Genomic DNA, 25807 nt, shown 5'->3' on the forward strand with positions numbered 1-25807 from the left:
ATGAGTCGGCATCGCCACCTCCCCGTCTCGGCGTCGTGACCCACTCTGCGCGGCTTCCGCCGCGCGTGCCCGCGTTCGGCGTACGAACGGATGACCCGGCACCGGCCCGGGGTCGTCCGGGACGTTCCGGCCGGGGCACGCCCGGTGGCCGCGCCGCCGCCCCTCCCGCGTCCGTACCGTGCTCCGCTACGAGCGGACGCCGACGGGGCCCGGCGGCCGTCGCCGTCGGCGCTGACGCACCTCACGTCCTGGCGGCCGACCGCCACCCGTCGGGTTCAGTGCTCGCAGAGCGAGAACTCTCGCTCGTAGAGCTGCTCGTTGTGCTCGTCGACGAAGAACTTGCGTTCCCGCATCAGCTGTTCGCGGAAGTCCCTGGCCTGGTCGAGCGTCATGGTCGAGGTGTCGGACCACGGCTGCTGCGGCGGCACGTCCGAGGTCGAGACGATCTTCTCCGACGGATCGACCAGGAAGAACGCGAGGATCTTACGATGTCCCGCCCGGGTGGGATCCGCGAGGCGGAACGAGCCGACGCGGTGCTGCAGGATGTTCGGGAACGCCAGGCAGCGGCCCGCCGGCGTCGAGGCCGATCCGAGCAGCTGGTTCAGCGAGTCCTCGTCCTCCAGCCCGTACACGTCACGCAGACCGTTGTCGTCGTTCTGCTCGTACTCCGGATCGTCGAGTGCCGCACGGAAGCTCAGCCGGCTCTCGGTGATGTTCTCGCTGTCCCAGTAGTAGATGCCGGTCGAGACGATCCGCTCGTTCACCATCCCCTCGACGTGCCACGAGCCGCCCGCGTACTCGGGCTTCTCCGGGGTCAGGTGAATCGTGGCGAGCTTGACGATGACCTGGAGACCGCGGCCGCGCAGATCGACCCGGGCGGAGGCGTCGGGCACCTCGGGCGCGGTGAAGGCCGGGGCGTCCGGCACGACCGGGCGGCGGTTCTCCCACCAGTCGTCCTGCGCCGTCTCCCAGGCGCGGACGGCTTCGGCGTACGCCGCGTCGTCACTGTGGTCGGACTTCTCCGGGTGCTTCGGCTCGGAGTCGTACCACCCCCATGGATCGGTCACGATCCGCACGGGCCGCGGATGACGCAGGTCGGTGAGCACGTTCTCCAGCAGCGGACGCATACGGGCGAACAGGTCCGGCAGGACGGCCGCCAGTTCGCGATGGGCCTCGGGGTGGACGTTGTTGACGTACGAGCGGAAGGAGACCTCGCCGTCGTCGTCGATGTCGACGTCCGTGGGCAGCCACTGGAACCGCTCCGAGAACTCGTACGTCGAGTAGCGGTTCGTCGGGTTCTTCCAGGCCCGCTCGTGTGTCCCGCTCACGTCCTTCACCAGGCAGTACAACGAGGGGTGCACCAGGTCGAGCACCTGGCCGTCGGAACCGGGATGCCAGTCCAGATCCGCTTCGGGGACGTCCTCGAGCACCCGGACCGCCTCGCGCAGCCGGGCCTGGAGCTTGTCGTCGATCAGGGTGTCCGACTGCCAGACCCCGTCGACGGCCGACACCTCGAGGCCGGTCCGCGGGTCCCGCAGGGCGGCGTAGTGCGCGAGTTCCGCCAGCACGTAGCGGACCTGCGCCTCCGTGAGGCCCTGGGCGATCGCCTCCTTCGTCCAGCGGGCGACGACGGCGGGGTCGTTCCTCTTGTCGAACCATTCCGGCTTCGCCCGTATGTGGGAGCTGCACTCCATCAGCTCGAGTTCCCGCAGCGTCCGGGGGGTCGCGAACGAGAGGGAACGGGACGAGTGGAAGGGGAGCGGGAAGGCAGACAGGCCGGTCAATTCTCTGGGTCCTCCGAGTCGGTGTTCGGTGGCGGGAAGCCTACTTCAGCGGACTGACACCACGGCCTCGGTCCTTCCCGGGCGCAGCCGCGGCGCTGCGGGCGCGGGCCGGACACGTGCCGTGTGCCCGGACGAGGGCCGTGGGCCCGGAGGCCGGGTCACCCGCAGGCGGCGGCCAGCGCTGCGGTGAGTTCCTCGGCGAGCCCGGTGATCACGGGGAGATCGAACGCCAGGGCGTTGTACTGCAGCCAGCACCGCAGGCCGCCCTCCGGCTGCTCGACCACGGTCAGTTCGGGCACGCCCCGGTCGCCACCCGGCAGTGGCCAGGGAACGGTGCTGCCGCGCGGCAGCTCCCACGGCTCGCAGGCCAGACCCGGCAGCTGCGCGGGCGCGGCCCACGCCTCGTAGCGGAGCCAGGCCGCGAACGGCGCGGACGGGCTGAACTCGGCGAACGGGTACAGCTGGTGGTCCAGCGCCTCGGCGTAGACCACCCGCAGCCGGTCCACCAGCTCGGCGAAACCGGGCTGCCCGCTCGCGTCGACCCTCAGGAGCAGCGACTGGACGAAGCAGCCCACCGTCCGCTCGGCGTCGGGGCGAGGGCGTCCGGGCACCGGGGTCATCACGACCAGGTCGGGATGACCGCTGCGGCTCGCCAGCAGTCCGGTCCAGGCGGCGGCGACGGCCAGGAAGGGGGTGGCTCCCAGTTCGGCCGCCCGGGCCCGCAGGGCTTCGGCCGACGCCGCAGGCACCTCGAACTCGTGCGCCTCGGTGAGGACCTCCTCCACCGCGCGGCGGCCGGCGAACTGCTCGACGGCCTCCGGCGCTCCGGCCAGCGCCGTCCCGAAGTGGGCCCGCGAGGCGGGCCAGTGCGCGTTCGCCCAGTCCACCAGCTCCTGGTAGCCCGGGCCGGAGCGGGCGGGCGGCGCCGACCGGCCCCGCCGCAGCGCCGAGTAGCAGACGCCGAGGTCGGCGAGGAGCACACCGACCGACCAGCCGTCGGACACCATGTGGTGCGTCGCGACCAGGACCACGTGGTCGGTCTCCGAGCGGCTGACCACCAGGAGGCGCGTCATCGGGTCGCGGGCCAGGTCGGTGAGACGGTCGCGTTCGGCAAGGAGCAGGGCGTCCACCTCCGCGTCCGCGGCCCCCGGTGCCTCGGTCAGGGTGATCCGCACCCGTGGCTCCTCGTCGAGGACCGCCCGCACCACCCCGTCCGCCACCGTCTCGAACCGGGTGCGCAGCGCCGGATGGCGCCGGACCACCTCGGTGAGCGCCCGGCCCAGGGTCGTCGGTTCGAGCCGGTCGGTGACGCGGAACAGCGCCGTCACCGCTCCGGCGTCACGCCCGGGTGCGTCGGCCATCCAGCGGAAGAAGTTCTCCTGCTGCGAGGTGAGGGCGACGGCGTGCGGCTGCGCACGGAGCGCGGCCAGGTACGGCGTCACGGTCTCCGCCCCCGCAGACGATCCGGCAGTGGCGGCCGGCCGCCGGTCGGAGCTGTCGACCCACGCCGCCTGGGCGCGCAGCGAGGGGCGCTCGAAGACCACGGCGGTGCCCGCCCGGATCCCGAACTCGTCGCTGATGCCGGCGGCGAGCTGGACCGCCCGGAACGAGTCGCCGCCGAGCGCGAAGAACTCGGCGGCCACATCGGTGACCGGCCGGCCGAGCAGCCGCCGCCAGAGCGCGGCCAGCCGGAGTTCCGTCGGGGTCGCGGGAGCGGCAACCGGACCGGTGGACTCCGGGGGCAGGTCGAACAGCGGGCGGAGCCGGTGCTTGACCACCTTGCCGCTCGGATTCCGGGGCAGGTCGTCCGCGAGCAGGATGCGTACCGGCAGCTCGGGCCGGCTCAGCCGGGCGCTCAGGAACATCCGCAGTTCGTCCGGGTCCAGGCCGCCGGGGCCGGCCACCACGACCGCCACCGGGACGGCGCCCATCACGGGGTGGGGCAGCCCGAGCGCGGCGGCGTCGGCGACCGCGGGGTGCTCGTGCAGCACCTCCTCGATCCGCAGCGTGGAGACCTTCAGGGCACCGCTCTTGATGACGTCGCTCTCCCGGTCGACCAGGTACAGGTAGCCGTCCGCGTCGAGGCGTCCGACATCGCCCATCCGCACCCAGCCGTCCCGGAACACCTGGGCGCTCCGCCCGCCGTCGCCCACATACCCACGGGGCGGTCCGGGCTGGCGCAGCCAGACCTCGCCGACCTGCCCGGTCGGCAGCGGCAGCCCGTCCGGGCCGAGGATCCGGAGGTCACGGGGGTCCGCCGGGCGGCCCAGCGAGCCGGGACGGCGCCTGTCCACCACGGTGGAGATCTGCGCGGGGGAGGCCTCGGCGGAGGTGTAGGTGTTGACCAGCGTGGCGCCCGGCAGGGCCGCGGCCAGCGCGGCCGCCACCGGTACGGGAAGCGCGGCGGCCGAGGAGTTGACCAGACGCAGACTCCGCAGGTCGTGCCTCTCCGCGGTGCCCGCGTTGACCAGTTCGATCACCATGGAGGGCACCAGGAAGGCGGTCCCGACCCCGAACCTCTCGACGGCGCCGCCGAACTGCTCCGCGTCGAAGCGGGGCAGGCTGAGGACGGCGGGCGCGGCGGTCAGCGCGGTGAGCAGCATCACCTGGCCCGCGTTGGTCCCGATCGGGAAGGCGTGCAGGGCGTGCCGCGAGTGCGCGTACGCACGGCGGCGGGGGTACGCGGCCAGTCCGGCGGTCAGGTTGCCGTGGGCGGCGACGACACACTTGGGCGCCCCGGTGGTGCCGGAGGTGCCGATCACCTGGGCCGGGTCGGCGGGGCCCACCCGGTGCGGCGGCTCGTCCGGCGGCTCGGGGTGCGCCGCGAGAAGGGCGTCCAGACGCAGTTCCGGCAGGCCCGGTACGGCGGGTGGCCCACCGTCCGTCAGAACGGTGCCGGCCTCGGCCAGCGCGGCGAGGGCCGCGGTATCCGCCTCGGAGAGGTCCTCACGGGCCGGGACGGGCACCCCGCCCGCGTACTGGACGGCGAGGAAGCCGACCGCGTACCTCTCCCAGCGTGTGTTGGAGAACCGCAGCACCACCCTGTCGTGAGGCTCGACTCCGGCGGCGGCCAGCCCGGCGGCGGCGCGCAGTGCCTCCTCGCGCCAGCGGCGGTAAGTGAGTTCCCCGCCGCCGACGACCTGCAGCGCCAAGCGGTCCGGGTGTTCGGTGGCCCGCGCGTCGAGGAGTTCCGGGACGGTCGTCGCGGCGGGCGGCACGGTGGTGGCGATGGCGATCTCCGGTGCGATTCGGTGGGATTCGGCGGTTCGGCGGTTCGGCGGTTCGGCGATTCGGCGGTTGAGCGGCATTCGGCGTCGGGCCGAGGGCGGGCGGGCCCCGTCGTGGAGTCCGGGCCGCGGCTGCCCGGACTCCACGACGACGGGATCCGTACCTGGATCCGAAGTCCGAAGGAGGTGTCAGTCCAGCCGGCCCACGGCCTCCTCCTCGCTGAGCGCGTCGATCTCCGCGATGAGCAGAGCCTCGACCCGGGCCGCCAGGGCCGCCGGGGTGGGGCTCTCGAAGACGTCGCGGATCGACATGTCGAGGCCGACGTCGGCCCGGATACGGGCGGCGACCCGGGTGACCAGGAGCGAGTCCCCGCCGAGGGCGAGGAAGTCGTCCAGCACGCCGACCCTCGGTACGCCGAGCACCTCCTGCCAGAGCTCGACCACCAGAGCCTCGGCATCCGTGCGGGGCGCCAGATACGCGTCGACCGCGCCCACCGGCTCAGGGTCGGGCAGAGCCGCGGTGTCGAGCTTGCCGTGAGAGGTGAGCGGAAGCGTGTCGAGGAGGACCACGGCCTCCGGCACCATGAAGGCCGGCAGCCGCAGCGCCAGGTGCTCGCGCAGCTCGTCCGCCTCCGGAGCGGCCGCGGCCCCGTCCGATGCGGTCGGCCGTACGACGGCGTAGGCGACCAGCCTGCGGCCGTCGCGGACCACGACGGCCGCCTGGCCGACCGCCGGATGGGCGGTGAGGGCGGCCTCGATCTCGGCGGGCTCGATCCGGTAGCCGCGGATCTTCACCTGGCCGTCGGCTCGACCGAGGAACTCCAGCTGCCCGTCGGTGCGCCACCGTACGCGGTCCCCGGTGCGGTACATCCGGCCGTCCGGGACATCGGTGAACGGATCCGGCAGGAACGCCTCCGCCGTCAGCTCGGGCCGGGCCGGGTATCCGCGCGCCAGGCCGTGCCCGCCGATGTACAGCTCGCCCTCGGATCCGGCGGGCAGCAGCCCGCCGCGCTCGTCCAGGACGTAGAGCCGCACCCCCGGCAGCGGACGCCCGAGCGGCGGCCGCTGTCCGGCGGCGGCCCCGTCCACGGGGCGGCCGCCGAGTTCGCCCGCGGTGACGATGACCGTGGCCTCGGTCGGGCCGTACGTGTTGACCAGCCGGACGATGTCGCCCTGCCGCTCCCGCCACTGGGCCACGGTGGCCGAGCGCGCCTCGGAACCACCGAGGATCACCAGCCGCAGCGCCGGTGGCCACGGGGTCGCGTCTCCGAGCGAGACCAGTTCCTGCCAGTACGCGGTGGGCAGGTCGAGAACGGTGACGGAGCGCCCGGACTCGCCGCGCAGCAGGTCGGGCAGGCTCCGGCCGCCGTCGGGCAGCAGGACGACGCAGGCGCCCGCGGTCAGAGCGGGCCAGATCTCCTCGGCGTGGGTGTCGAAGCCGATGGAGGCGAACTGGACGATCCGGTCGCCGGGTCCGAGCCCGTAGCCCTCCGGTCCGGCCATCCACCGCACGCGCTCGGCCAGAGCCGCGTGCTCGACGGCGACGCCCTTGGGGACACCGGTGGATCCCGAGGTGTAGAGGATGTACGCGAGGCCGCCCGGTACGGTCCCGGGCAGCGGCGCGGCCGCCGCGGGCCCCGTGCTACCGGAGCCGGCGTCCACCGGTCCGGCGGGCCCGCCCGTGCCGCGCGGACCGTCGACGGCCGGCTCCGGGCGACCGGGCTCCGGGACATCCAGTCGGGGGACGCCCAGCTCGGGTCCACCCCGCTCCGGACCTCCGACCCCGGTGAGCAGCAGGGCGGCGTCCGCCTCGCCGAGCATCAGCCGCTGCCGCTCGACCGGGTGCGCGGGGTCGAGCGGCAGATAGCCGGCGCCCGCCTTCCAGATCGCCAGCAGGGCGGTGACCAGCGCGAAGGAGGGGGCGATCCGGACGCCCACCGCACGGCCCGCCACGGGACCCAGTCGGCCGGCCAACTCATCGGAGGCGTGGTCGAGTTCCTCGTAGGTCATGATCCGCCCCGCGCAGGCGAGAGCGGGAGCGTCGGGGTGGGCGGCGACCTGGTCGGCGAAACCGCGCAGGATCGGCCGGGCGCCCTCGGCGACTGCGGGTCCCGAGCCGAGGGCGAGCAGCGCGGCGCGCTCCTCCCCGGGCAGCAGCCAGTCCCCGTGCAGCGGGACCTCCACGTCCACGACCGCCCGGGCGAGCAGGTCGCGCACCCGGCGGCCCAGGGCCTCGACCGTGGCACGCTCGAAGAGCTCCCGGTCGAAGCAGAACGACAGCGTCATCCCGCCGTCCGGGGTGCGCCAGCTGTCCAGCAGCAGATCGGTCTTGGCCCGATCGAAACCGGAGTCCATGCTCGCCGTCCGGACGCCCGCGGGCAGGCCGGTCCGCTCGTCGGCGCCGGCCAGCTCGTACTGGCTCTGGTGGACGAACACCGCCTGGTAGAGCGGGCCGACGCCGGGCAGCACGGGCAGCCCCAGTGCGGCGGCCACCCGCTCGACCGGGACGTCCTGATGGGACAGCGCGGCCATCGTGGCGGAGCGCACCCGGCGCAGCACGGTGTGGAAGCCGGGATCGCCCGTGAGGTCGGCCCGGATCACGCCGGTACGGGAGAAGTAGCCGAGCAGGGCTTCGTGGGCGGTCTCGTTGCGGCCGGCCAGCGGGGTGCCGACGGCGAAGTCGGTGGTGCCGGTCCAACGGGCCAGGACGCACTGGTACGCGGCGAGCAGCACCATGAACGGGGTGCAGCGCTGCTCACGGGCCAGGGCGTCGACTCCGGAGACGAGGTCGGGCCCGAGGGCGAGTTCGGCGAAGCCGGCCGGATGGGCGGGTTCCGCGGGCCTCGGGTGGTCCAGCGGCATCCGCAGGGCGCCGACGCCTGTCAGCCGTTCGCTCCAGTACCGGAACGCGTCCTCGGCCGCACCGCCGTCGAGCCTCGACCGTTCGGCGAGCGCGAAGTCCCCGAACTGCATTTCCAAGGGCGGGAGTTCGGCGGGTCCTTCGCCGATCTCCTCACGGTACAGCGCGAGCAGGTCGCGCCACAGCACGGTGAACGACCATCCGTCGGAGACGATGTGGTGGACCACCACGCTCACGGCGTGCTCGTGCTCCCCGGCGCTGACCAGGACGGCCCGGAGCGGCGGCCGCTCGGCCAGGTCGAAGGGCGCGTTGACGAAGGGGGCGCACGCGGCGGTGAAGGACTCCTCCGCGTCGTCCCGTATCGGAACCAGGGTGAGTGCGATGTCCCGCACGGGCTCCACGAGCTGGACGGGCTGCTCGCCGTCCGTGGCGAACCGGGTGCGCAGCACCCGGTGGCGGGCGGTGAGCCGGGTGAGCGCCGCGCTCAGTGCCCGCGGATCGACCGGACCGCTCCAGCGTCGATTCAGGTACATGTTGAACCCGGCGTCCTCCGGGTTCAGTTGCTGGAGGAACCAGAGGCGGCGCTGCTCGTCGGTCAGCGGATGCCGGGCGATCGGGGTCGGGGCGGTCATGCGTTCCTCTCACTCTTCGCGCGGGCCTGCGGAGCCTCGGGACCGGCGCCTCGCGCACGGGTCCGCAGGGTCTCCAGGCCGATCAGATCGTCGGACTCGGCGTCCGGGACTTCCCGGTCGAAGCGGGCCAGGACGGGAATGCAGAAGCTGACGAGGGCCAGCGCGGCCATGGCGAGGCCGAACACCAGATAGAGCAGGCCGATACCGCGCCCTTCGCCGGTGCCGATCAGCGCGCCGACGCTGGAGGCCAGTGCACCGCCCTCGTCCATCAGGGGCTGCAGCAGCCCGGGGCCCGCCGGAGCGACCAGGGCGAAGCCGATCGGCAGGGTGGACCAGGCGACCATGGTGTTCACCGCGATCACCCGGCCGTGGAAGCGCATCGGCACCTTGGTCTGGACGACCGTCGCGTAGATGCCGTTCAGCAGCGCGAGCCCGTAGGTCATGCCGAACGCGCCGACGGCGACCACGGTCACCGAGGGCCGCAGGCCGGTGACGAAGCACGCGGCGGCCAGGCCGAGAGTGGCGATCATGACGCCGCGCAGACGCATCCGGCGCGGGCCGCCCCAGACCAGCAGGGTGAGGCCGCCGAGAACGGCGCCCAGGCCGGCCGCCGTGGAGACCCAGCCCGCCGCGGCGGTCGTGGAGAAGGAGAGCACCAGCGGGGTGACGAGCAGGAAGAGCGGGGAGAGGAAGATGTTGAGCACCGCGAACCAGAACAGCATGGCCCTGAAGTGGCGGCTGCCGAGCGCCCGTCGGAAGCCCGCCCGGATCTCGGCGCCGACGCTCTCGCGGCGGGTGGCCGCCATCGCGTCGGGGAAGCGCACCGCCAGGGTGATGCCCGTGGCGATCACGTAACTGACGACGTCGAAGACCAGGATGCCGCCGAGGCCGATCACGTGCAGGATGCCGACGGCGATCAGCGGAACGAGGAACTGGGCCAGGCCGAGAGCCATCTGCACCACGCCGTTGGCACGGCCGAGGAAGCGCTTGGGCACCAGCTGCGGCACCGCCGAGCCCCAGGCGACGCGCTGGAACGCGAGTGCGACGGACAGCAGGGAGATCATCACGTAGGCGTGCCAGATCTCCAGCGAGCCGCTGAGGTGGAGGGCCAGCAGCACCGCCTGGGTCAGACCGGCCGCGATGTCGCCCCACAGCATCACCCGGCGGCGGTCGCCCCGGTCGACGATGGCGCCGGCCAGCGGGGCGACCACGATGCTGGGCACCAGTCCGAAGGCGGCGAGCAGGCCGAGGTGGAGCAGCGAGCCGCTCTGCAGGTAGATCCAGATCGGCAGGGCGAACTCGGTGAGGGCCGAGCCGATCATCGACAGCTGCTGGCCGGTGGCGATCGTCAGGAAGCGGCCCATGGTCGGGCGCACGGGCCGGCGCCTGCGGGCTTCACGGGACTCCGCCGGCGGCCCGGACCGCTCCGCCGTCCCCTGCCGTCCGGGATCCGGCTCAGGAGCAGGTGCGGTGTCCGGGACGTCGCGGGACAGGCCGGCCAGCCACCAGGTGGCGTCGGCGGTGCGTTCGTGCCGGGCCTCCTCACCGGCGGCGATCGAACGGTGCACCCCCGTCAGGATGTCGGCCAACTCCTCGGCTCGGTACTTGAGATAGAAGTGACCGGCTTCGTCGAGGACCACCACGGCGGCGGTTCCGGTGATCCGGTGCCACTCGCGGAACCGCTCCTGGTAGAACTCGGTCGCCGGATCGCGGTCGCCGCAGACGGCGATCACCGGCGCCGTGAGGGTGCCACCCTCGCCCTCGTACAGCTCGCCGAAGTAGCGCTCGGCACCCTGGGTCCCGACCCGGCGGTTGCGCACGATCAGCCGCAGCTGCTCCTCGTCCACCTCGTCCACGTCCAGACCCGCCGCGGCCAGGGCGTTGATCATGCCCTGGTCGCTGCGGAGGCGGGCGGCCAGTCCGGCGAAGCGTTCGGCCAGCGCGGCGCCGCGGCCCTTCGGGCGGGCGAAGGGGAAGATGCCTCCGAGGTGGACGGCGTCGATCTCCCGGCCGGCCGCCTCCACCCGGCGGGCGATCTCCACGGTCAGCCGGACGCCGACCCCGCAGTGCCCGTAGAGCACCAGCGGTCCCTTGACGTTCGCGACGATCTCCTCGGCGCAGAGCCGGGCGACCTCGTCGATGTCGAGCGCCTCCTCGCCCAGCTCGTGGCCGGGGACGGCGATGGAGTGCAGGGCCCAGTCCGCGGGCATGGCGTCGGCGAGCGGCTTGTAGATCAGCGCGCTGCCACCGCCGTAGGGGGCGCAGACCACACTCGCGGCCACCTGGCGGCGCTCGGGGGTGAGCAGGTGCAGCAGCCGGCGCGGGCCGCGTTCGCCCTCCGGGGTGGCCACCAGCCCGGCCAGCCGACGGACCGTCGGGTACTTGAAGAGGTCCATCACACCGACCGGGGTGGCCAGGTCGGGGAAGGCCCGCCGCATCCGTGCGACCACCTGCGTGGCGAGCAGGGAGTGACCGCCGAGTTCGAAGAAGTCGTCCAGGGCGCCGACCCGGGGGACGTCCAGCAGGTCCGCCCACATGGCGGCGATCACCTGCTCGGTCTCGCCCTCGGGATCGACCTGGGCGCCGGCCGCCGGGCCGTCCGCCGGCGCGGGCAGCGCCTTCCGGTCGACCTTGCCGTGGGCGAGCAGCGGCAGCCGCTCCAGGACCACGTAGCGGGCCGGGACCATGTAGTCCGGCAGGACCTCGCCCAGGGCGGCGCGCAGCTCGGCGGCGGCCGGTGCCGCGCCGCCGGCGGGGCGTTCCAGATAGGCGACGAGGTTCTGCCTGACGCCCTCGCCGCGGGCCAGGACCACCGCCTGGGTGATGCCGGGCAGCGCGGTGAGCGCGGCCTCGATCTCGCCCGGCTCGACCCGGTAGCCGCGGACCTTGATCTGGTCGTCGCCACGGCCGAGGTAGTCCAGTGTCCCGTCGGTGCGCCAGCGTGCCAGGTCGCCGGTGCGGTACATCCGCGGCCCGCCGGTCGCGGGGGTCTCCGGGCCGCCGGTCGCCGGGACGCCCCGGCCGGTGCCGTACGGGTCCGCCCCGGCCTTCCTCGCGCCCACCGGAGCGGCGTACGGAGCGGCGTACGGAGCGGCGTACGGATCCGGCAGGAACCGTTCGGCCGTCAGGTCCGGCCGCCCGAGATAGCCGCGGGCCAGCCGGTCCCCGCCCAGGTACAACTCACCGGTGACACCCGGCGGAACGGGATTGCGGGCCTCGTCGAGGACGTAGCAGCGGCCCCCCGCCAGCGGGGTGCCGATCGGGGTGTTGCCCGGCGCGTCCAGGCCGTCGGCGGTGACCTCGTGGACGGTGATCCCCACCGTCGCCTCGGTCGGCCCGTAGTGGTTGAACACCGCGCACCGGCCGAGCGCGGCGATGCCCGCGGCCCACGACCGACCGCTGGCCTCGCCGCCGAGAACCAGCGCACGGCGCGGCAGCAGCCGCTCCAGCGGCGCGTCGGCGGTCAGCGCGGCCAGATGGGAGGGCGTCATCTTGAGGTGGTCGATGCCGGCCCGCTCGATCTCCTCGGCCAGTTCCACGCCTGCGATCCGGCGCGGCAGGAGGTGCACCCGGCCACCGGTCGTCAGGGCCAGGTAGAGCATGGTCATGCTGAAGTCGAAGGCGAGCGACTGGAGCAGCCCGAAGGAGGCGCCGGGCGCGATCCGCAGCCGCTCGCCCGCCCCCGCCAGGTAGTTGAGGAACTGGCGGTGCTGCACCGCGACACCCTTGGGCGTACCGGTGGAGCCCGAGGTGTAGATCACGTACGCGAGGTGGTCGGCGCCCGACACCTCGGCGAGGGGCGCTCCGTCCTGCTCCGTGGCGGCGGCGCCGTCGTCCGTCAGCAGGTCGACCGCCGTATGGTCGCCGCACCGCGCGCGGAGCACGGTGTCGGTGATCAGGACCTTGGCACCGGCGTCGGCGACCAGGTGGGCGAGCCGGGCGGGGGGCTGCTCGGGGTCGAGCGGCAGATAGCCGCCGCCGGCCTTGAGGACGGCGACCAGGGCGACCGCCAGCTCGGCGGACTGCTCCAGGCAGACGGCCACCCGGTCGTCGGCACCCACGCCCAGCGCCCGGAGGCGCCGGGCCAGGGCGTTCGCCCGGCGGTCGAGGTCGCGGTAGGTCAGCGTGCGGTCCTCGAAGACCAGCGCCGGCGCGTCCGGCGTCCGTGCCGCCGCCCGGGCGAGGGCCTCGGTGAGCGTGGCGGGGCCGCCGTCCGGCAGCGGCGGACCGGCGGCCCAGGTCTCCAGGACGGCCGTCCGCTCGGCCGCGCCGAGCATCGGGATCCGGTCGACCGGCAAGGCGGGGTCGGCGGTGCCGGCCGAGGCCAGCAGCTCGAACCGCTCGACGAACCGTTCGACGGTGCCGGCGTCGAAGAGGTCGGTGCGATACGTGAACAGACCGTAGAGTCCGCCGTCCGCCTCCTCGCGCATGTAGAGGGCGAGATCGGCGTGGGTGGTCGTGGCCTCGTAGCCGAAGCCCTCGGCGTCCAGGCCCCCGGGACCTCCCGCGGGCACGGCGGTGTGGTCGCCGTAGTTCTGGAAGGCGAAGGTGGTCTGGAAGACGGCGGCGCGGCTCACGTCGCGTTCCACCGAGAGGTCGTTGACCATCTGCTCGAACGGCACCTCCTGGTGCGCGTACGCGTCGAGCGTGGTCTCGCGGACCCGGCTGATCAGCTGCCCGAAGGCGAGGTCGGCGGAGAGCCGGGCGCGGATCGGCAGCATGTTGACGAACGCCCCGACCACGTTCTCCAGTTCACGGTGGAGACGGCCGGCGACGGCGGATCCGACGGCGAAGTCGCGTTGGCCGGTGTGCCGGCTCAACAGGACCTGGAACGCGGCCATCAGCACCATGTACGTGGAGGCGCCGTAGGACCGCGCCACCTCGCCGATCCGCAGGGAGAGCTCCGGGCTCCAGCGGAACTCGGTCGCGGCCCCGTCGAAGGTGAGCAGCGGAGGCCGGGGACGGTCGGAAGGCAGTTCCAGGGCCGGTACGCCGTCGAGCTCGGCGCGCCAGTACGCACGGGAGGCGTCGAGCCGACCGCTCTCCAGGCGGTCCCGCTGCCAGGCCGCGTAGTCGCCGAACTGCACATCGAGGGGCGTGAGTTCGCCCGGCGCGCCATGGGCGTGGTGGGCGTAGCGGAGATCGAGCTCGCGGTTGAGGAGGTCGATCGACCAGCCGTCGCTGATGATGTGGTGCATCACCAGCGCCAGGACGTGGTCGTCCTCGGAGACGCGCACCACCAGAGCGCGTACCAGCGGTCCGGCCTGGAGGTCGAAGGGCTCCGCGATGACCGCGCCGAGCGCGGCGGCGGCGCGCGCCTCGGGGTCCGGGTCCGCGCCGGCGTCCACGTACGCGGCGGCGAACGGCGCGGGCTCGGCGAGCTTCACCTCGGCGGTGCCGGCCTCGGTGGTGCGGAAGGTCATCCGCAGGCTCTCGTGCCGGGCCACCAGATCGGTCAGCGCGGCATCGAGGGCGGCACGGTCGAAGGCGCCCCGGAACCGGCGGGCGGGTGCCAGTGTGTAGGCGGTGGAGCCGGGTGCGAACTGGTCCATGAACCAGAGCCGTTCCTGACCGCTGGAGAGCGGTGGCGCGGTGTCCGCCGGGCGGGGGTCCACCACCCGGGCGGGGGCTGCGGCGCCGCGCAGCCGCTGGCTGAGCAGGGCACGCTTGGCTGCGGACCAGCCGGTGGGCAGGTCCTGGGTATCCGTCATCGGGTTCCTGTTCGGGCGTTCGGCAGGGGAATCGGAGGATGCGGGCGCGGCGGGTCCGGGCACGGCGGAGAGGCCTGTGCCCGGTGGGACGGGCGCAGGTTCGGGGCGGAGCTGTGCGCGATCGGCGGAGGCCGGATCGGGCCCCGCAGTGCGTGATCGGGGGGTGCCGGGCGTGCGGTGGGGCGACGCCGGGCTCGCGGTGGGGCGGGTGCGGCGCCTACCGGAGCGCGCGGACGGCGGCGGCGATGCCCGACGGGGTCGGGACGTCGAAGAAGATGTCGAAGTCCACGTCCACGCCGAGTGCGTCGCGGATCCGGGCGGCGATCTGCACCACCGTCAGGGAGTGCCCACCGAGGTCGAACAGGTCGTCCTCGGGGCCGACATCGGGCAGGCCCAGTACCTCGGCCCAGATCCCGCGGACCGTCGCGGTGGTCTCGTCCGCGGAGTCCGCCGAGTCGGTGGAGTCGGCGGAGTCCGCGGACTTCGCTGTGTCGAGGGCGGCGGCCGTGCCGGTGGCCTGTGGCGCCGGGACCTCGCGTGCCGGGACGGGCAGGGCCCGCCGGTCCAGCTTGCCGTTCGGGGTGAGCGGCAGACGTTCCATCGTGAGCCAGCGCTGCGGCGCCATCGCGGCCGGCAGCGTACGCGTCAGGTGGTCGCGCAGTTCCGCGGGGGAGGGGGACCGGGCACCGGTGGCCGGGACCAGGTAGCCGGTCAGGAAGGGCTCACCGTCCTCCTCGGTGCGCACGGCGACGGCGGCCTCGGCGATGTCGGGGTGGTCGAGCAGCGCGGACTCGATCTCGCCGAGTTCGATCCGGTGGCCGCGGATCTTGACCTGGTCGTCGATCCGGCCGAGGAAGTCGAGTGCGCCGTCGGGCGTCCGGACGGCCTGGTCCCCGGTGCGGTAGAGCAGGGTGCCGGGCGGGCCGAACGGGTTCGGCACGAAGCGTTCGGCGGTGAGTTCGGGTCGGCCGAGGTAGCCGTGGGCGACACCGTCGCCGCCGATCAGCAGCTCTCCGGGGATGCCGAGCGGCGTGGGACGCAGCTGTGCGTCGACGACGTAGGTCTGGGTGTTGGCGATCGGGCGGCCGATCCCGACGCGTTCGGGCTCGGCGGGTATCTCGGCGCAGGTGGACCAGATGGTGGTCTCGGTGGGCCCGTACACATTGAACAGCCGGGCGGTCCGCGCGCGCAGATCGCGGGCGAGCGGGAGGGGCAGCGACTCCCCGCCGGCCAGGCCCGTGACGGTGCCGAGTGCCTCGGCACCGGCTCCCGCCGTGAGCATGACCCGCCATCCGGACGGGGTCGCCTGGACATGGGTGACGCCCTCGCCGCCGATGAGCGCGAGCAGCCCGGGGCCGTCCACGGCGAGGCCGTCGGGGGCCAGGACCAGGCGGCCACCGGTGATCAGCGGCAGGTAGAGCTCGAGGGCGGAGATGTCGAACGAGAGCGAGGTCAGGCCGAGCCAGGCGTGCCGGGGGCCGGAGTCGAGCAGGCCGGCGAAGGAGGTGAGCAGGTTGACCAGGGCCCGGTGGCCGACCGCGACACCCTTGGGGCGGCCCGTGGAGCCGGAGGTGTAGAGGACGTAGGCCACGTCGTCCGGACCGGGGGAGGCGTCGGGGGCGGTCTCGTCCGGGGCTTGGCGCGCGGGCCGCCGCCTCGATGGGCCGTCGCCGGCCTCCGCCGACGGCACCGGGAGCCGCAGGACCGCGGGGGCGGCATCGGCGACCAGGGGCGCGGGCTCGCGGTCGGCGAGCACCAGGACGGCTCCGGAATCGCGCAGGACGAGCGCGAGGCGTTCGGCAGGGTAGCCGGGATCCAGCGGAAGGTAGGCGGCGCCGGTGGAGAGGGTGGCGAGCAGTGCGGCGGGCAGGTCGGCGGTGCGGTTCAGATGGAGGGCGACCAGGTCGCCGGGCCGCACGCCTTCGGCGCGTAGTGCTGCGGCCAACTGATCTGTACGGAGGAGCAGTTCACGATAGCTGAGGCGGCGGTCGACGGCGCTGACCGCGATCGCCTCGGGGGTGGCGGCGGCCTGGGCGCGGACCAGGTCGAGCACGGTCCGGTCGGCCGGGTAGGGCCGGTCGGTGGCGTTCGGAGCGGTCGTGACGGAACGGAGTTCCGCGGCGTCCAGAAGGGGCAGGTCGAGCAGCGGCGCGGCGGGCGAGGCGACCGCGCCGGCGAGCAGGGTGCTGTAGTGGCGGGCGATCCGGCGGGCGGCGTCCGGGGCGAGCACGGCCGGGTCGTACTGGAGGCTGAAGTCGATGCCACCGCCCGGGGTGTCGGCGGTGTCGGGGGTCTCGACGATCTGGAGGTGGAGGGTGTTGCGGGCGGTGCGGTTGAACACGGACCAGTCGATCCGGGCACCGGTGCCCGCGAACTCCGGGTCCGGACCGCGCCGACGGTAGCCGAGCGAGACCGGGGCCAGGCCGACGCGGGGACCCAGCCCGGCGACGGCGGTGCCGAACGGCACGCCGCGGTACGGATATCCGGCCCGGAGTTCGGCCCTGACGGCGGAGGCGAAGGCGGCGAAGGTCGGCGACCCCTCGACGGCAGGTGCGTGGACGGGCAACTCGTTGACGAACATCCCTATCTCGTCGGCCAGTTCGGGAGTCCGGGTGGAGAAGGGCACGGACACCGGCACCGCTTCGCCTCCGTAGCGGCGCAACAGTCCGTGGAGGGTTGCGAGCAGGAACTCGAAGACCGTGGTGCCGCCCCGTGCCGCCGCGGCGGCCAGCTTGCGGACCTCTGCCCCGCCGGCACGCCACTCGATCGCGTCACCGGCTCCGGCGGCGGTCGGGGTGCGCGGCGCGCCGGGCAGGACCGGTTCGGTGGCGGCGGCCCAGCGCGGCCCGTACCACTCGGCGGCCCGCCGCACGGTGTCCGGATCCGCGGTCGGCCCGGCCGCTGCGGCGGGGGCGGGCAGGGGTGCGGAGGCGTACGCGGTCGCGAGGTCCCGGGTCAGGACGTCCTTGGAATGGCCGTCGAAGACGGAGTGGTGCGCGGTGAACAGCAGTTCGGCGCTCCCGTCGGCGCGGCGGTACAGGGTGAAGCGGCTGAGGGGGCCGTCCTCCAGGGCGAAGGGACGAGCGGTGTCCTCCTCCAGCCGTTTCTCCAAGTCGGCCTCGTCCGCGGGCGCTTCGAGCGTCACCAGTGCGGGTCGCCGCACGGCGGGTTCCTGCCGGACCTGGCCGTCACGCTCCACCAGGCGTGCGGCCAGGGCCGGATGACGTCTCGTCAGGGCGTCCACGGCGCGGCCCAGTGCCGCGGTGTCGATCAGGTCGAAGGAGATCCGCACAGGCATGTGGAACGCCTCGCGGGCCAGTCCCAGCCGATCGGTCAGCCAGACCCCCTGTTGAGCCGGGGAGGCCGGAATACTGTCGGTCAGGGAGAGGGCTTCGGACATCTGCGGCTCACTTAGGACGTCGGAGCGGAGTGGAGGAGCGGCGCGGGGGAACGTACGGACGCGGCATGGGGCACGGGCTACCGCGTATCGCCGCCCAGGACGCCGACGGCGTCCGGGGCGGCCTGGTTCGGTGACGGCACCGGCCGACGTGCGACGTAGGTCCACCCCCCGGGGACCGGTCGACGGCCGTGAGCGGTCAGGACCACCGGACACGCCAGGATGCCCCGAGGCGTCTGGTATCTCCGGCCCCGCCCGATGAAGACCATTGGTCCAGACCTGTCGAGAGATTCGCACAACGCGAAAGCACCGTCAAGAGCCGTCCGCTGCCCGGAATCAGCCTCCATGTCCACGCCGAGTTCTACCGACGTGCCCCTAAACATCCGTGTGTATGATCGGCCCTGACTGTCCGTCAACAGTTCTTCTTCCAGGGGTGGATGAGCCACGCTCCGACCTTCGCCCCTGCCGTCTTCCGGCTGCCGGGGGCGAGTGCGGGGCATGGTGGCGGGGGACGTGGTCGGCCTCGCTCCGCTTGTCGTCGATCAAGGGATCGAAGGGCAGGTGGAAGGGGCGTCCGGAGCCGCGCGGCGGGTTCCGGGAGAGCCGTCGGTGTACAGGGCAGGACGGACCAGGCGAAGGTCAAGATCCGACGCCGGCCGACGAGCGTGCGACGCCGTGCGGAAGGCGTCAGGGACTCGCTCAGGCGCGACCGCTCCTAGGGCCTGTCGTCAAACTCCCGTCTGCCCCGCGATGCTCTGTACGGTGCTCCCGGCGCGGGCGTCGCCCACCCCGTGCGCCCCTCCCGTGCCGGGCGCACGGCACGGGTGACGGGTAGCGTGGATCGACGGAGGGGCAGGACGACCCGCTGGTGAGACAGCCGAGGACGGGACCACTCCAGTGCCCTGCGGCGATCCGGACGAACCCGAGCGACCCCCGGTACGAGGGCGTCCCGCAGCGGTCAACGCGTTCGGTTATGTCGTCGGCTACCTGCTGCGGTGAGCGCGCCCGCGGGACGAGGCGGCCGGGCGTCGGACGTGGGCCGCGGAAGCCCCGAGGGCCGGGTCAGTGCGGCGGAGGCTGGATGACCGTGCGCAGCCGCTCCAGGTCCTGCGGCGTGAAGCCCGAAGGCCGCATCACGGCGTTCCAGCCGTCGACGTACGCGGCCTTGTACGTGTGACCGTGGCCGTCCGGCACCCCCGTGGAGAACGGCAGGTCCGCCGTGACCTGCCAGAAGGTGACGAAGGGGATCCAGACCATCCCTTCGAGCACGTCGCCGCCGGGGGCCTCGCCGATCCAGTCGGGCTCGGAGAGCGCCAGATCCGGGCTCCACCAGACGATCGGATCGGACGGGTGGACGAGGTACAGCACCCGCGTGCCGTTCCACGGGGCGTCCTCCGGAGCGATCCCGGTGGTCGGGTCGTCCGTGAACCGCACGGTCCGGCCCTGCTTGTAGACGGGGTCGATCTCCGGGCTTCCCGCGTCGCGGTGGTCACTGAACTCGCGGAACAGGGTGTTGAAGTTCGGCGGGCCGGCGAACAGGGTGCCGGCGGTGCGGTTGCGCAGATCGTACTCGCCGCTGAACGCCGCCTCGCCGCCGAACGACCCCAGGCTCTCGCCGGCGACGAACAGCCGTGGGCGCCGGTCCTGCGGCAGCTTGGACCAGACGTCGTAGACGGAGTCGAAGAGCTCCCGGCCGGCCTCGCGCGCCTTGGACTGGTCCACGAGGTAGGAGAGCCACGACGGCAGGTACGAGTACTGCATCGCCACGGTGGCCGAGTCGCCGTCGCCGAGGTACTCGAAGGAGTCCACGGCGGCGGGGTCGACCCAGCCGCTACCCGTGGTCGTCATGACGAGCAGGTTGGCGCGCTCGAAGCCGCCCGCCCGCAGGAGGTCCGCGACGGCCCGCTCGGCGCGGGTCTCCGCGTCGTCGGAGGTCGCGAGTCCGGCGTAGGCCCGTACCGGCTCCCGCGCCGGGCGGTGGGTGAACGCGCCGATGTCCGTGGCCGACGGACCGCTGCCGGTGAAGACCCGGCCCTCCCTGCCCAGGGTGTCCCACGGCACCAGCGATCCCGGCCCGCCGGAGCGCAGGGCGGACGTGGGCTGGTGCACACCCTCCGGCGTCTCGTTGTCACGCACCGAGAACGCCTCGTTGGCTCCGTTCACGAACCCGGCCAGCAGGACGCCGCTGACGACCGACCAGGACAGGCCCGCCACCACGAGCCAGCCGACGACCCGGGCCGCGCGCGGCCCGATCCAGCGGCGGAGGAGACGGGCGCACCACCGGTACAGGCGGCGCAGCCCCCGGCCGGCGAGCAGCAGGAGCCAGAAGACGAGTACGGCCACGAGCGGGGAGACGACGGTGGTCAGGATGTCGTGCTCGGTGACCCCCATGAGCGAGCGGATCTCGTGCTGCCAGTACTGGCCGAGCCCGAACGACAGGGCGTACAGCACGATCGCGCAGACGACGAAGACCTGCCACGACCCGCGCGAGGCCTCTCGTGCCTCCTCGCGGTCGGCGAACGCGCGCCACACAGAGGCCGCGACCACACCGAGCCCGTAGCCGATGGCCGCGCTGATGCCGCAGATCAGCCCTTGGAGCACCCCGCCGCGAGGCAGCAGCGACGGGGTGAAGGAGAGGCAGGCGAGGAGGAGCGCACCCCAGCAGCCGGGGAGCGTGAGACGGAGACGCGGACGGCGCCTCCCACGGCCCGTGACCGGCTGGGCGGCGTCGGAGCCGCTGTCGGATCCCTCAGTTCTCGCGGTCTCCTCTTTCGCGTCCTCCGGGCCCGGGACGTCGTCCGGCGCGGGCCTCTCCACCTCAGGAGCCATCGGTGCCGTCCGGGAGACGATCCGGCGCGGTCACCGTGCCGGCGGATTCAGGAGGGCGCCGGAGTGGGTGCCCGGTCGGGTGTCCTCACCGGGCGGCGGGGACGGCTGGGCGCTCAGGAGCGCGGTGAGGATCAGGCCGAGCACCGCGATCAGCGCGAAGAGGATGGCGGCCGGCCTGCGGAGATTTCGTCTGCCCCTACGGCCGGACGACGGGCGGGACTCTTCCGGTACGGGCGGGAACCGCTGGATCAGCGTGGCGAAGAGAGCAAAGAGCTGTGGATCGTCGCGCGCGAGGCGCTGCTCGATCTCGGCGAGCACACGCCGGTCGTCCGTGGAGTGACTCATGGCGACCTCCTCGGTACCACGCGGGGCGGAGTCGAGGCTCGGACGTTCCCTCGATCGCGCCCGCGTTCCATTGTGACCGCATAAGCCCCGGGGGGCCTCCGGGGCGAGGGGCGGCGCAGCGGAGGCTTGCGCACCCGGAGGCCTCCTGGGCCGTCGGACCTCCGTACCCAGGACCCTCCGCGCCCCCGTACCCCGCGCCCGGCGCCCCTGGCCGCGGAGCGCCAGAAGGGGCGACGCCGCGTGCGTCGCCCCCCTTTCGCCTCCGGCCCTCAGCGCGGGGCGCGTACCGGGTCCGCGGCCGGGTCCGCGCGGCGGTCCGGGGCGGTGTCGGCGCGGACGGCCTCGGCGTCCGCGCCGCTGTGGCGTTCGGCCCATGTCTCGAGCGCCGCCCTGCAGGCGTGGTCGAGGTGGTGGACCCCGGTGAGGTCCAGGACCACCCGGCGGTCGCCGGGGAGGGCCTCCAGGCTGTCGAGTATCTGCGGCAGCCTCAGGAACGTGATCGTCCCGTGGAGCCGTACGCGGACCGCGTCACGTCCGTCGTCACTGTGCTCGATCCGCAGGTGCGAGGCCTCCCAGGCGGCTTTCGCGACCGACAGGACGAGGCCGATCAGCACACCCTCGAACATGCCGACCGCGACGATGGACGTCGCCGTCGCCAGCAGGACGAAGGCCTCGCCCCGGTGACGGCGCCAGAGTGTCCGTACGCCCTTGAACGGGATGAGCTTCCAGCCGGCGTGCACGAGGATCCCGGCCAGGGCGGCCAGCGGGATGTACGCGAGGACGGCGGGCAGCAGCGCGACGAAGAGCAGCAGCCAGACACCGTGGAGGACCCGGGACGCCTTCGTCCGGGCGCCCGCCTCGACGTTCGCCGAGCTGCGCACGATGACCGCCGTGAGCGGCAGCGCTCCGAGCAGGCCGCACAAGGTGTTGCCCGCGCCTTGTGCGACGAGTTCCTTGTCGTAGTCCGTCCGCGCTCCGGTGTGCAGCCGGTCGACCGCCGCCGCGCTGAACAGCGACTCGGCGGAGGCGATCAGGGCGAAGGCGAGCACCGTGCCGAGGAGGGCGGGATCGGCGAGGGAGGAGAGGGCGTCGGACCCCGGCAGGTGGACGGCTTCCAGGACGCCGCTCACCCGCACGGTCCCCACCGGAAGGTCGAACAGCGCGGTCGCGAGGGAGGCCAGGAGAACCGCCACCAGGGCACCGGGTACCGCTCGGGCCCGGCGCGGCATCCGGCGCCAGGCGACGATGAGGACGACGGTCCCGGTCCCCACGGCGAGCGACACCAGGGCCGTACGGCTGCCCAGGACGTCGACCAGGGCCCCCGGCAGGCCGGTGAGTTTGTCGAGGCCGGAGTCGGGGGCGGGAATCCCCGCCGCCGCATAGAGCTGCCCGGCGATGATGACCAGGCCGATGCCCGCGAGCATGCCCTCGACGACGGAGAGGGAGATCGCGCGGAACCAGCGGCCCCAGCGGAGGAGGCCCATGGCGATCTGCAGCAGGCCGGCCGCCAGCGCGACGACTCCGAGCGCGGGGAGACCGAAGGTACGGACCGTCTCGAGGACGAGCACGGTGAGGCCGGCGGCGGGACCGGAGACCTGGAGGCTGCTGCCCCGCATCAGGCCGGTGACGATGCCGCCGACGATGCCGGTGATGAGACCCAGTTCGGCGGGGACGCCGGAGGCGACGGCGACGCCGATGCAGAGGGGGAGGGCGACGAGGAAGACGACGAGCGAGGCGGCGAAGTCCTGGCGGAGGAAGGGGAAGGAGCGCGGCATCCGGACGTCCCCCGTCACGGCGTCTCGAAGGCGTCTGCCCCGGAGCGGCACTCCAGGACGGCGCCGGGGGGCACCTCGTGGTCCCGGCCGCGGGGGCCGTGGCTGTCGTGCGGTGGGAGGAGGCCGTCCGCCGGGCTCCGTCCGACGCGGGCGGAGGAGCGTGCGCGGAGCAGGGGGGCATGGTCGATGAGGGGCTGCATGAATGTTTCCTCCTGGCGCGCCGCGGGGGCGCGTCGGGCTGACAGGTCGGCGCGTGGTGAGGCCGCCTGTCAGCAGAGGAACACCTGGAGGGCGGAGGAGTCGTGACGGGCGAACGGTCTCGTCCGGGCCGGGCCCCCGGCGCGGCCGGCCGGCCGGTCCGTGAGGTGTGCGGTACGCGTGACGAGCGGTGGCGGACCGGGAGGGCCCGCGGCCGCGGTGCCGGACCGCCGACGGTCACGGTGGAGGACGGACCCTTGGGACGCGTCGGCCTTGCCGTCCCCGGCGTCCGCGAACGCGGGCGCCGCGGCCTGCTGGGCACGGGACTGTTCGGCCAGGGGCGAGGGACCGGAGGGGGCGGGCAGGACGAAGGTGCCGCAGACGAGGGCGAGGAGGAGGAGCGTCACGCGCAGGGCGGCGGAGGTACGGACGGACATCGACGACAACGCTCCTCCCGCTGGTCACACCCTCATCGGAATTCACCAAAGCAAGCCCAAGGGCGGGTCAACGAAGGGTAATGCGCCCCGGTGGACAGCACCCTGCGACATCGGTGCTGTGCGAGCGTTTTCGAATGGAATCGGCCTGATGTTGACGCGAACGGCAGCGTCGGAGCGCTGTGCGCTCCCGGAGTCGGTCAGGTCGGCCCTCGCCGTCGGCGCGTTCTCCGCGTCGTCCGGAGGGTTGCGCGACCCCTTGACGTGCCTCGTGCGGCCTCCCTACTGTCGCGCCAGAATTTCGAACGCCTGACGAAATATCGAACGAACGGCAAGGGGCAAGTGCTGTGCGGATCACGGTTATCGGCGCGCGTCTCTTCCATCCGAAGGGCGCGGACGCGTCGGCCGGATCGTCCGCCGCCTGACCTTCGCGCCGTTCGCGCGGCCGGAAGGCCACGGATATCCATGCCTGCGATCTCGAACCATGTCCGAAATCTCGAACGTGAAGGACGGTCTGTGACCGACGACTCCTCCCCGCCCTCCCGCCGGCCCGCCGAGCACGCGCTCGCCGTGCTCGGCCTGGGGGCGCCCGCCCCCGCGCCCGCCGACTCCTCCCCGCACACCTTCCCCGGCGGTGGCCGCTGGCGCACCGAGATCCCGTCCTGCGAGGGCCCCGAGGCGCTGGCCGTCGTCCTGGCGGAGGCCGAGCGGCTCGACGTCCCGGTGCACCGGATCAGCCAGGGCAGCGGCGTGTGGATGCTGACCGACGCGGAGATCGCCGAGATGGTCGCCGCCACCGCCGAACGCGCCGTCGAACTCTGCCTGTTCACCGGCCCGCGCGGCACCTGGGACATCGGCGGCTCGGTGCGCACCGACTCACGTGGGGCCGGACCCCGCGCACGGGGCCACGACGCCGTCGCCGGGTGCGTCGAGGACGCCGTCCGCGCCACCGAACTCGGCGTGAGATGCCTGCTCGTCGCCGACGAGGGCGTGCTGTGGACCCTGCACCGGGCGCGCCTCAAGGGTCTCCTCCCGGCGGACACCACGCTCAAGGTCTCCGCGCTGATCGGCCCGGTCAACCCCGCCTCGTACGCGGTGTACGAAGGGCTCGGCGCCGACTCGATCAATGTCCCGAGCGACCTGACGCCGGATCATCTCACCGGCATCCGGCGGGTTTCCGCGGCCCCCATGGACCTGTACATCGAGGCGCCCGACGACCTCGGCGGCTCCGTGCGGATGTACGAGCTCGCCGAGCTGATCCGGCGCGGCGCGCCGCTCTACCTGAAGTTCGGCCTGTCCAGGGCTCCCGGGATCTACCCGTACGGCCACCATCTGCGGACCCTCGCCCTGGACACCGCCAGGGAGCGGGTGCGGCGCGGCCGCCTCGCCCTGGACCTGCTCGCCCGGCACGGCGCGGACGGCGCGATGGCGCCGCTCGGCTCCCGGCTGCCGGGGCCCCTGAATCGCTTCGATCTCGACGACGAGAAGAACGAGGACCGATGACCATGAGCAACCGCAGCGCCGCCGTGATCGGCGCCCTGGCCGTGACCGCCTCCCTCGTGCTCACCGCCTGCGGGCAGAACGCGGAGGGCGGCGGCAAGGACGACTCGGGCGGCGCCGAGGGCGCCACCATCGGCATCGCCATGCCGACCCAGTCCTCCGAGCGGTGGATCGCCGACGGCAGGAACGTCGTCAAGAACCTGGAGGCGAAGGGGTACCGGACCAAGCTCGTCTTCGGCGAGGACGATCCGGACCAGCAGGTCGCCCAGATCGAGAACCTGATCACGCAGGGCGTGAAGGCACTCGTCGTCGCCGCGATCGACAACAAGTCCCTGAACAACGTGCTCCAGCAGGCCGCCGACGCGGGCATCCCGGTCATCGCCTACGACCGGCTGATCCTCGGCTCGAAGAACGTCGACTACTACGCCTCCTTCGACAACACGAAGGTCGGAGAGCTCCAGGCCACGTACATCGTCGAGAGGCTCGGCCTGGAGGACGGCTCGAAGAAGGGCCCGTTCCGCATCGAGCTGTTCGCCGGGTCCAACGACGACAACAACACCAAGTACTTCTTCGACGGTGCCATGAGCGTGCTCAAGCCGTACATCGACACGAAGCGGCTGGTCGTCGGATCCGGCCAGACCGCCCTCAACCAGGTGACCACCCTGCGGTGGGACGGCGGCCAGGCGCAGCGACGGATGGACGACATCCTGACCTCCGCCTACAAGACCGAGCGGGTCGACGCGGTGCTCTCCCCCTACGACGGCATCTCGATCGGCATCCTGTCCGCGCTCAAGTCCGACGACTACGGCTCGAAGTCGAAGCCGCTGCCGGTGGTCACCGGCCAGGACGCCGAACTCGCCTCGGTGAAGTCGATCATCGCGAGCGAGCAGACCCAGACCGTCTACAAGGACACCCGGGAGCTCGCGAAGGTCGCCGGGAACATGATCGACGCGGTGCTGCACGACAAGAAGCCGGAGGTCAACGACGAGAAGACCTACGACAACGGCAGCAAGGTCGTCCCCGCCTACCTGCTCCAGCCGGTGAGCGTCGACAAGGCCAACTACGAGCAGGTCCTGGTCGGAGGCGGCTACTACACCGCCGCGGACCTGAAGTAA

At 73.2% G+C, this 25807-nt stretch carries 12 protein-coding genes; 2 read left to right on the top strand and 10 right to left on the bottom strand.

Translation table 11 applies throughout. From position 1 onward, the window contains the following. Positions 1-275 precede the first annotated feature (275 nt). The 10 genes from OG392_RS34470 to OG392_RS34515 all read right to left on the bottom strand — a co-directional run bounded on the left by OG392_RS34470 (position 276) and on the right by OG392_RS34515 (position 23195). Positions 276-1784 (bottom strand): DUF4246 domain-containing protein, encoded by a 1509-nt coding sequence (locus OG392_RS34470; RefSeq protein WP_329286079.1) that lies wholly within the window; start codon positions 1782-1784, stop codon positions 276-278. Positions 1785-1942: 158 nt separating this feature from the next. Then, entirely contained in the window at positions 1943-5092 is a 3150-nt protein-coding gene (locus OG392_RS34475; RefSeq protein WP_329286081.1) for an AMP-binding protein, read from the bottom strand. Positions 5093-5200: 108 nt separating this feature from the next. Further along, positions 5201-8503: an amino acid adenylation domain-containing protein gene (locus tag OG392_RS34480; RefSeq protein ID WP_329286083.1), complete on the bottom strand. Its 3303-nt coding sequence runs from the start codon at positions 8501-8503 to the stop codon at positions 5201-5203. Further along, the gene (locus OG392_RS34485) at positions 8500-14214 is read right to left on the bottom strand and encodes a non-ribosomal peptide synthetase/MFS transporter (RefSeq protein WP_329286086.1); all 5715 of its coding nucleotides are present in this window, start codon (positions 14212-14214) and stop codon (positions 8500-8502) included. Before OG392_RS34485 ends, OG392_RS34480 begins: the two co-directional genes overlap by 4 nt. A 217-nt stretch (positions 14215-14431) precedes the next feature. Continuing rightward, positions 14432-17614, bottom strand: a complete 3183-nt coding sequence (locus OG392_RS34490; protein ID WP_329286089.1) for a non-ribosomal peptide synthetase — start codon at positions 17612-17614, stop codon at positions 14432-14434. 1059 nt (positions 17615-18673) lie between these two features. After that, positions 18674-20440 (bottom strand): alpha/beta hydrolase, encoded by a 1767-nt coding sequence (locus OG392_RS34495; protein WP_329286091.1) that lies wholly within the window; start codon positions 20438-20440, stop codon positions 18674-18676. Between the two features lie 30 nt (positions 20441-20470). Beyond that, positions 20471-20785 carry a DUF3040 domain-containing protein gene (locus OG392_RS34500; RefSeq protein ID WP_329286092.1) on the bottom strand — a complete coding sequence of 105 codons (315 nt, stop codon included), beginning with the start codon at positions 20783-20785 and terminating at the stop codon, positions 20471-20473. Positions 20786-21054: 269 nt separating this feature from the next. After that, positions 21055-22560: a SulP family inorganic anion transporter gene (locus OG392_RS34505; RefSeq protein ID WP_329286094.1), complete on the bottom strand. Its 1506-nt coding sequence runs from the start codon at positions 22558-22560 to the stop codon at positions 21055-21057. Between the two features lie 14 nt (positions 22561-22574). Further along, on the bottom strand, positions 22575-22760 hold the full coding sequence (locus OG392_RS34510) for a hypothetical protein (protein ID WP_329286095.1): 186 nt from the start codon (positions 22758-22760) through the stop codon (positions 22575-22577). A 69-nt stretch (positions 22761-22829) separates the two neighbouring features. Further along, entirely contained in the window at positions 22830-23195 is a 366-nt protein-coding gene (locus tag OG392_RS34515; protein ID WP_329286097.1) for a hypothetical protein, read from the bottom strand. A gap of 513 nt (positions 23196-23708) precedes the next feature. On the opposite strand from OG392_RS34515, the gene OG392_RS34520 reads away from it, so the two are divergent. Both OG392_RS34520 and chvE read left to right on the top strand, forming a co-directional pair. After that, positions 23709-24695, top strand: a complete 987-nt coding sequence (locus OG392_RS34520) for a hypothetical protein (protein ID WP_329286099.1) — start codon at positions 23709-23711, stop codon at positions 24693-24695. A gap of 2 nt (positions 24696-24697) precedes the next feature. Then, entirely contained in the window at positions 24698-25807 is a 1110-nt protein-coding gene (gene chvE / locus OG392_RS34525; protein WP_329286101.1) for a multiple monosaccharide ABC transporter substrate-binding protein, read from the top strand.

It is taken from the genome of Streptomyces sp. NBC_00691 (assembly GCF_036226665.1).
GTDB lineage: Bacteria > Actinomycetota > Actinomycetes > Streptomycetales > Streptomycetaceae > Streptomyces.

Excerpts from the sequence above, each read along its gene's own strand:
- OG392_RS34500 (WP_329286092.1), bottom strand. The coding sequence starts at position 20,785 with ATGAGTCACTCCACGGACGACCGGCGTGTGCTCGCCGAGATCGAGCAG.
- OG392_RS34480 (WP_329286083.1), bottom strand. The coding sequence starts at position 8,503 with ATGACCGCCCCGACCCCGATCGCCCGGCATCCGCTGACCGACGAGCAG.
- OG392_RS34495 (WP_329286091.1), bottom strand. The coding sequence starts at position 20,440 with ATGGCTCCTGAGGTGGAGAGGCCCGCGCCGGACGACGTCCCGGGCCCG.
- OG392_RS34485 (WP_329286086.1), bottom strand. The coding sequence starts at position 14,214 with ATGACGGATACCCAGGACCTGCCCACCGGCTGGTCCGCAGCCAAGCGT.
- OG392_RS34475 (WP_329286081.1), bottom strand. The coding sequence starts at position 5,092 with ATGCCGCTCAACCGCCGAATCGCCGAACCGCCGAACCGCCGAACCGCC.
- OG392_RS34515 (WP_329286097.1), bottom strand. The coding sequence starts at position 23,195 with ATGTCCGTCCGTACCTCCGCCGCCCTGCGCGTGACGCTCCTCCTCCTC.
- OG392_RS34505 (WP_329286094.1), bottom strand. The coding sequence starts at position 22,560 with ATGCCGCGCTCCTTCCCCTTCCTCCGCCAGGACTTCGCCGCCTCGCTC.
- chvE (WP_329286101.1), top strand. The coding sequence starts at position 24,698 with ATGAGCAACCGCAGCGCCGCCGTGATCGGCGCCCTGGCCGTGACCGCC.
- OG392_RS34510 (WP_329286095.1), bottom strand. The coding sequence starts at position 22,760 with ATGCAGCCCCTCATCGACCATGCCCCCCTGCTCCGCGCACGCTCCTCC.
- OG392_RS34490 (WP_329286089.1), bottom strand. The coding sequence starts at position 17,614 with ATGTCCGAAGCCCTCTCCCTGACCGACAGTATTCCGGCCTCCCCGGCT.